The organism is Oribacterium sp., assembly GCF_057249185.1.
On sequence record NZ_DBHIGR010000132.1, the window covers coordinates 1 to 6366 of the forward strand.

Sequence of the window (6366 nt, forward strand, 5' to 3'; positions counted from 1 at the left end):
GATAGCCCTAAAATCTGCTGTTTTCTTAAAAAATGAATAAAAATCAGCGACTCGATTATCATACAGAGTTTTTATTTTCTTGTCAAGAGATTTTTTTATTCTTATTAGATTTTCTTCATAAAACAAAAATTTTGTTTTCAAAACTCAAATGTGTTTCATAGCATTTACGATTTCTCTAAAATCTAATATTTTGACTATCTATTTTTTCTTTATGTGCCTATAATCAAACAAGCTGTATTAATGAATTTAAGGAGTAGTACGAAAATGAAATTCTTTCGTTTAAATTATTTTCAGAAAATCATCCTGGGTTTTGCCGCGTTGATTCTATTGGGAGCAATTCTGCTGATGTTGCCGATCTCCAGTAATGATGGCGTTTATACCCCCTTTCTAAATGCACTCTTCACTTCCACCTCCGCTTCCTGTGTTACCGGTTTAATTGTATACGATACCGCCACGCACTGGTCTTTCTTCGGGCAAGCAGTCATTCTTTTCTTGATTCAAATTGGTGGGCTTGGTGTGGTGGTAGTGGTAACCTCCGTCATCCTTTTCTTCGGAAAAAAAATCGGATATTCTCAAAGAAACACTCTGGCTAATTCCATTTCTGTAAATTCTCAGGGCGGAATCATGAAAATGTTGGTTTTTCTTCTGAAATGGACCGGAATTATAGAGTTATTCTTTGCTATCCTTCTTGCGACACAATTTATTCCCGAGTTCGGACTTCGGAGAGGACTTTGGTATAGTGTTTTCCACTCCGTATCCGCTTTTTGTAATGCCGGTTTCGATTTGATGGGCGTTAAAGAACCCTTTTCTTCTCTCACGGAATACGTAGGAAACCCTGTGGTGAACATCAGCATTATGAGCCTGATTCTTCTTGGAGGCTTAGGCTTTATGACTTGGCAGGATATTGCAAAAAATAAATGGAATTTTCATCGCTTTCGTCTACAAAGCAAAATCATTCTCTCTACCACGGTATTTATTATTCTTCTTCCTGCAATATTTTACTTTTTTGTTGAGTTCCGAGGGCTGACCATAAAAAATCGGGTTTTTGCTTCATTATTTACAGCAGTCACTCCACGTACCGCAGGCTTTAATACCGTGGATTTTTCAAAATTTTCCGATAGCGGAATCTTTTTGCAAACCTTGCTAATGCTGGTAGGGGCTGCGCCGGGAAGTACGGGAGGCGGTATGAAAGTCACCACAATGACTGTTTTACTTTTAACCTCCATTGCTATTTTTAGAAACAATTCCCGTACAGAAGCCTTTGGAAGGACTATTTCCAGAGAAGTCATTCGAAATGCCACGACAATCGCTTTCATGTATATTAGTTTATGTATTCTCTCCGGAATGTTTATCAGTCTCCATGATAAATTACCGCTACTGGCCACCAGCTTTGAAGCTGCCAGTGCTATTGCCACTGTGGGGCTTACACTGGGAATCACCCCAAATCTTAGTCCCATTTCTCATATGGTTCTCATTTTTCTAATGTACACCGGAAGAGTTGGCGGACTTTGTTTGATTTATGCCGTCTTTCCTAATGCTAACCAAAACAAGGGAAGACTTGTTGAAGAAAATGTAATTGTCGGATAAAGGAGAAAGTATGAAACAAATTTTAATTATCGGTCTAGGTCGTTTCGGTTTACATGTCGCAAAAAAGCTAAATGAAATGCATACGCAGGTTCTCGGAGTAGACAGCAGTGAGGAAAGAGTAAAAGCAGCTCTCCCCTACGTTACCAATGCGGAAATTGGAGACGCAGGAAATCAGGAATTCTTAAAATCTCTGGGTATCTCCAATTTTGACGTCTGTATTGTAGCCATCGGAACCGACTTTTTAGCTTCTTTGGAAGTCACCTCCCATTTAAAGGAACTGGGTGCAAAAAGAGTAGTTTCCAGGGCTGCCAGAGATTTACAAGAAAAATTCTTACTTAGAAACGGAGCCGATGTGGTAGTTTATCCGGAAAAATTAGTCGGAAGCCTTACCGCTGTGCAGTGCAGTTCTGAGAATGTTTTGGATTACATTCAAGTCAGCAAAGATTTTGCCGTTTTTGAAATCGCCTTACCTGAGGATTGGATTGGTAAATCTATTGGAGAAATTGGAGTTCGAAATAAATTCAAAGTCAATATTATTGCTGTCAAATATAATGATGAAGTCAATGTTACTTTGGGACCGGACTACCAATTCCGAGAAGGAGAAAGCCTTTTTATTATCGGCAAGGATAAGGATATCCAAAAATATTTTCATACTTTAGGGTAGACTTTTTAAGCAAATAATCCTGCGACGATTACTATTCAATGCTGTATCATAGTATTCCATAGTCCACGAGAAATTTGCCTTCAGCACTGAGATATCGTACGCTTTGAGAGGGATACTCCTGAAAAACGAGATATCGTACGCTTTGAGAGGGATACTCCTGAAAAACGAGATATCGCACGCTTTGCGAGCAATACTCGTTATGAATAAAAACATCCTCCATGTCAAATATCCGACTCAGAGGATGTTTTTTTCTTTATTTGCCGGCTTTTAAGTTCCCGGTGTATTATTTTCTTCCGTCTCCAAAGATTTCTCTCCTAAGGCGGCCCCGGGTCCTACTTCCACAGTTTCTTCCGTTTCCTTCTTTTCTTTTGTTTCCTTCGTCTCTTCTTCTGTGGATTTTTTCTCTTCCTTTGTTTCTTTTTTATTCTTTACAGTGGTCTCTTCTTCCGTTTCCGTCTTTGTTTCCTGTTTCTTCGCTTCCTCTGTCTGTTCCACTTTTTTCTTTTTAGTACCCTTTTCCGCGTTTTCAGCGGCCTTGGCTTTTCCGGCTTCCTTCTTTCTCACAGTTCCTCCGCCGGTTCCCGCTTCTTCCGCATCTTCCAAGGGAGAGCTTACACCGGAAACCTTGGCGATATGGGCGCTGATTTCCTGTACCTTGGCACTGGGACTGTAATTTTCCACGCCATAAAGATAGCTGTGCAATTCCGTCACATTACTGGACAGAGTTGCAGGAATTACCACATCCATCTTCTTAATCTTCATGGTGGTTCTGGCAAAGGGGAACCCTCTGCTTTCTCCGATATGATAACGATCCACCTGGGTAACCAATGTGGTGATATCTCCCATATCCAGACTGGTGGAAAGCTCCGGTAAAACCATGGATGCCACCTGCATTAGCTTTACAGGACCTGCCTTTTTTGCCTTATCAAAGGCAAGGCCAAGAACCTTCCTCTGTCTTGCAGTACGGTTAAAATCCGTGTCCATTAGACGGAGTCTACCGTAGGCCACCGCCTGAATTCCGTCCAAATGATTCATCCCCGCATGCTCCAGATGCACGGAAGGAATTCCGGTGGACTGTACCGTTTCCGTGATAAAGGCATTGATATAGAAAAACTCCGCATCGGAAAGCTCCAGATCCACACCTCCAAGGGCGGAAATCCCCTTTGCTACCGCAGCCCAGTTAAAGCTGACATAATCATCGATCTTAATATCCAGATTTCTCTCTAAAGCTTCAACAGCCTGCTTGTGACCGCCCTTAAAATACGCTTCATTAATCTTATGATAAGTTCCCTCTTCATCGATCTGCATATAGCTGTCTCTGAAAATGGAGCTCAATTTCACTTCTCCGGTTCGCTTATTAACGGAAGCCAGCATAATCACATCGGATAGCGCACCGGCCTCCTTGTTGCCGTCTCGGGAATCCAAACCGAAAACAGCCACCGTCCAATATTTAGGGCCAAAATAGGGAGATATAAAACGCCAAAGGAGAAGGCCGAAAAATACAAGCAGTAAAAGAATGCCCAGCTTCTGAAAAACAGACTTCTTTTTCTTTCTTTTCCCTCTGTCTTGCCCTGCCCTTTCCGAAGCCGGATTTCTATTGCTTCTTCCGCTGTTCCCGCCGCTCAACGACTTCCGATTCTCCGCTCCGGAAGAACTTCTTCTCCTGTCGGAACGGCCGGTAGCTGTAGCAATATTTGCTCCCTGCCTTTGGGACTTTCTTCTTTTCAGGCTTTGAGGTTCTTCTTCGAAGTCCTCATCTTCATAGTCCTCATCATAGTCGTCATAGTCCTCATCAGAATCATCTTCATAATCGTCATCGTAATCATCATATTCCTCATCAGAATCATAATCCTCCTGATAACGATTTCGAGAGGGACGTCTATTTCTGCTGCTTTCTTCTCTTTCTCTGATAAATTCTCTACTGGGTGCAGTTCTTCTTTTTCTGTCTGCCATACGCTTCTCCCTGTCTTTCATAAGTATTCTGCCTGAAAAGTATAACAAAGCTTTCTTCACAAAAAAAGTGCTTTCATAATTCCTTAATATAAAGAGTTTTTATTTCTACTATCGGAAATACCTCTAACGTTCCAAGCATACAGAGATCTATAGAATAGGCGTACTCCAATAGGATAAAGGATTATTATGTACACATTACACTATAACAAAAGAGAAGGGAGAATAATCTCCCTCCTCGTTATCAGCAATAGTACTATTCTTATGCCTTAGGGCCTGCTGCAGAAAGCTTCTTTCCTGCCTCAGAGCTCTCATACTTCTTAAAGTTCTTTGCGAAACGTCCTGCCAAGTCCTTTGCCTTCTCTTCCCACTGGCTTGCATCAGCGTATGTATCTCTTGGATCTAAGATTTTCGGATCTACACCGGGTAAAGCTACAGGTACTTCGAAGTCGAAGTATGGAATCTTCTTGGTCTCAGCCTTAGCCACATCTCCGTTTAAGATGGCATCAATGATTCCACGGGTATCCTTGATGGAAATTCTCTTTCCGGAACCGTTCCATCCGGTATTTACCAGATAAGCCTTTGCGCCGCTCTTCTCCATACGCTTAACCAGCTCTTCTGCATACTTTGTTGGAGGAAGCTCCAAGAAAGCCTGTCCGAAGCAAGCGGAGAAGGTTGGTGTAGGCTCTGTGATTCCTCTCTCTGTTCCGGCTAACTTTGCGGTAAATCCGGAAAGGAAGTAATACTGTGTCTGCTCCTCTGTAAGAATAGAGATAGGAGGCAGTACGCCGAACGCATCCGCAGAAAGGAAAATAACATTTTCCGCTGCAGGTGCGGAGGAAACAGGCTTTACAATATTGTCGATGTGCTGGATAGGATAGGATACACGGGTATTCTCGGTAACGCTCTTATCCTTGAAATCAATCTTTCCATTCGCATCCATGGTGACATTTTCCAGCAATGCATCTCTGCGGATAGCCTTATAGATATCCGGCTCGGAATCCTTATCCAGGTCAATAACCTTGGCATAGCATCCGCCCTCGAAGTTGAAGATACCGTTGTCATCCCAACCGTGCTCATCATCTCCGATTAACAGTCTCTTAGGATCAGTGGAAAGGGTGGTCTTTCCTGTTCCGGAAAGTCCGAAGAAGATTGCGGTGTGCTTTCCGTTTAAGTCTGTATTTGCGGAACAGTGCATGGAAGCAATACCCTTTAAGGGAAGGAAGTAGTTCATCATGGAGAACATACCCTTCTTCATCTCTCCGCCGTACCAGGTGTTTAAAATAATCTGCTCTCTGCTTGTGATGTTGAACATAACCGCAGTCTCGGAATGTAAGCCAAGCTCCTTGTAGTTTTCAATCTTTGCCTTGGAAGCATTGTAAACCACGAAGTCCGGCTTAAAGTTCTCCAGCTCTTCCTTGGAAGGCTGAATAAACATGTTGGTAACAAAGTGTGCCTGCCATGCTACTTCCACAATGAAACGCACTGCCATTCTGGTGTCCTTGTTGGCTCCGCAGAAAGCATCCACTACGAATAAACGCTTATTGGAAAGCTCCTTCTTAGCCAATTCCTTAGCAGTGTTCCATGCCTCCTGGGATGCAGGATGGTTATCGTTCTTATACTCATCGGATGTCCACCATACTGTATCCTTGGATTTCTCATCCATGACAATGTACTTATCCTGGGGAGAACGTCCGGTATAAATACCGGTCATTACGTTAACAGCGCCTAATTCACTGACCTGTCCCTTCTCATAGCCTTCCAAATCCGCTCTGGTTTCCTCCTGGAACAAAAGCTCATAGGATGGGTTATGTACGATTTCCGTGGTTCCTGTAATGCCATATTGTGTTAAATCCAAATTTGCCATAGTGGTCTCCTTCTCACTCTTTAAAAATTTCAAGCCTCTCGTATGGAAAAAAATACAAGGCTTAATGTTCTTATTATACATACTTCCCTTGGAAAGTCACTTGAATTTTACATTTTTTTGATGATTTATTTTTAATTACTTAATTATTTTTGCTTTAATTCTTCTTTAAATTTTAGTTTTAAATTTAGAACCGTTCAAAACTTTTCTCAAAATCCTACAAAAAGGGCTGTAAAAAATCAAAAAAATAAATAGATTTCGGCAATATAGGTCTAAATGAGGGGTAGTCTGAGCCCGTCGG

Annotated in this window: 4 protein-coding genes; 2 read left to right on the plus strand and 2 right to left on the minus strand. The window is 42.0% G+C overall.

From position 1 onward, the window contains the following. Positions 1-222: 222 nt before the first annotated feature. Together ACO4PX_RS07780 and ACO4PX_RS07785 are read left to right on the plus strand one after the other, a co-directional pair. Positions 223-1587, plus strand: a complete 1365-nt coding sequence (locus ACO4PX_RS07780; protein ID WP_485572188.1) for a TrkH family potassium uptake protein — start codon at positions 223-225, stop codon at positions 1585-1587. A 10-nt stretch (positions 1588-1597) separates the two neighbouring features. Further along, entirely contained in the window at positions 1598-2251 is a 654-nt protein-coding gene (locus tag ACO4PX_RS07785) for a potassium channel family protein (RefSeq protein WP_007156512.1), read from the plus strand. Between the two features lie 267 nt (positions 2252-2518). Here the strand turns inward: ACO4PX_RS07785 and ACO4PX_RS07790 are convergent, their stop codons facing one another. Both ACO4PX_RS07790 and pckA read right to left on the minus strand, forming a co-directional pair. Continuing rightward, the gene (locus tag ACO4PX_RS07790) at positions 2519-4204 is read right to left on the minus strand and encodes an LCP family protein (protein ID WP_485572187.1); all 1686 of its coding nucleotides are present in this window, start codon (positions 4202-4204) and stop codon (positions 2519-2521) included. Between the two features lie 259 nt (positions 4205-4463). Further along, positions 4464-6068, minus strand: a complete 1605-nt coding sequence (pckA, locus tag ACO4PX_RS07795) for a phosphoenolpyruvate carboxykinase (ATP) (protein WP_007156514.1) — start codon at positions 6066-6068, stop codon at positions 4464-4466. Positions 6069-6366: the final 298 nt, after the last annotated feature.

Excerpts from the sequence above, each read along its gene's own strand:
- ACO4PX_RS07785 (WP_007156512.1), top strand. The coding sequence starts at position 1,598 with ATGAAACAAATTTTAATTATCGGTCTAGGTCGTTTCGGTTTACATGTC.
- ACO4PX_RS07790 (WP_485572187.1), bottom strand. The coding sequence starts at position 4,204 with ATGGCAGACAGAAAAAGAAGAACTGCACCCAGTAGAGAATTTATCAGA.
- pckA (WP_007156514.1), bottom strand. The coding sequence starts at position 6,068 with ATGGCAAATTTGGATTTAACACAATATGGCATTACAGGAACCACGGAA.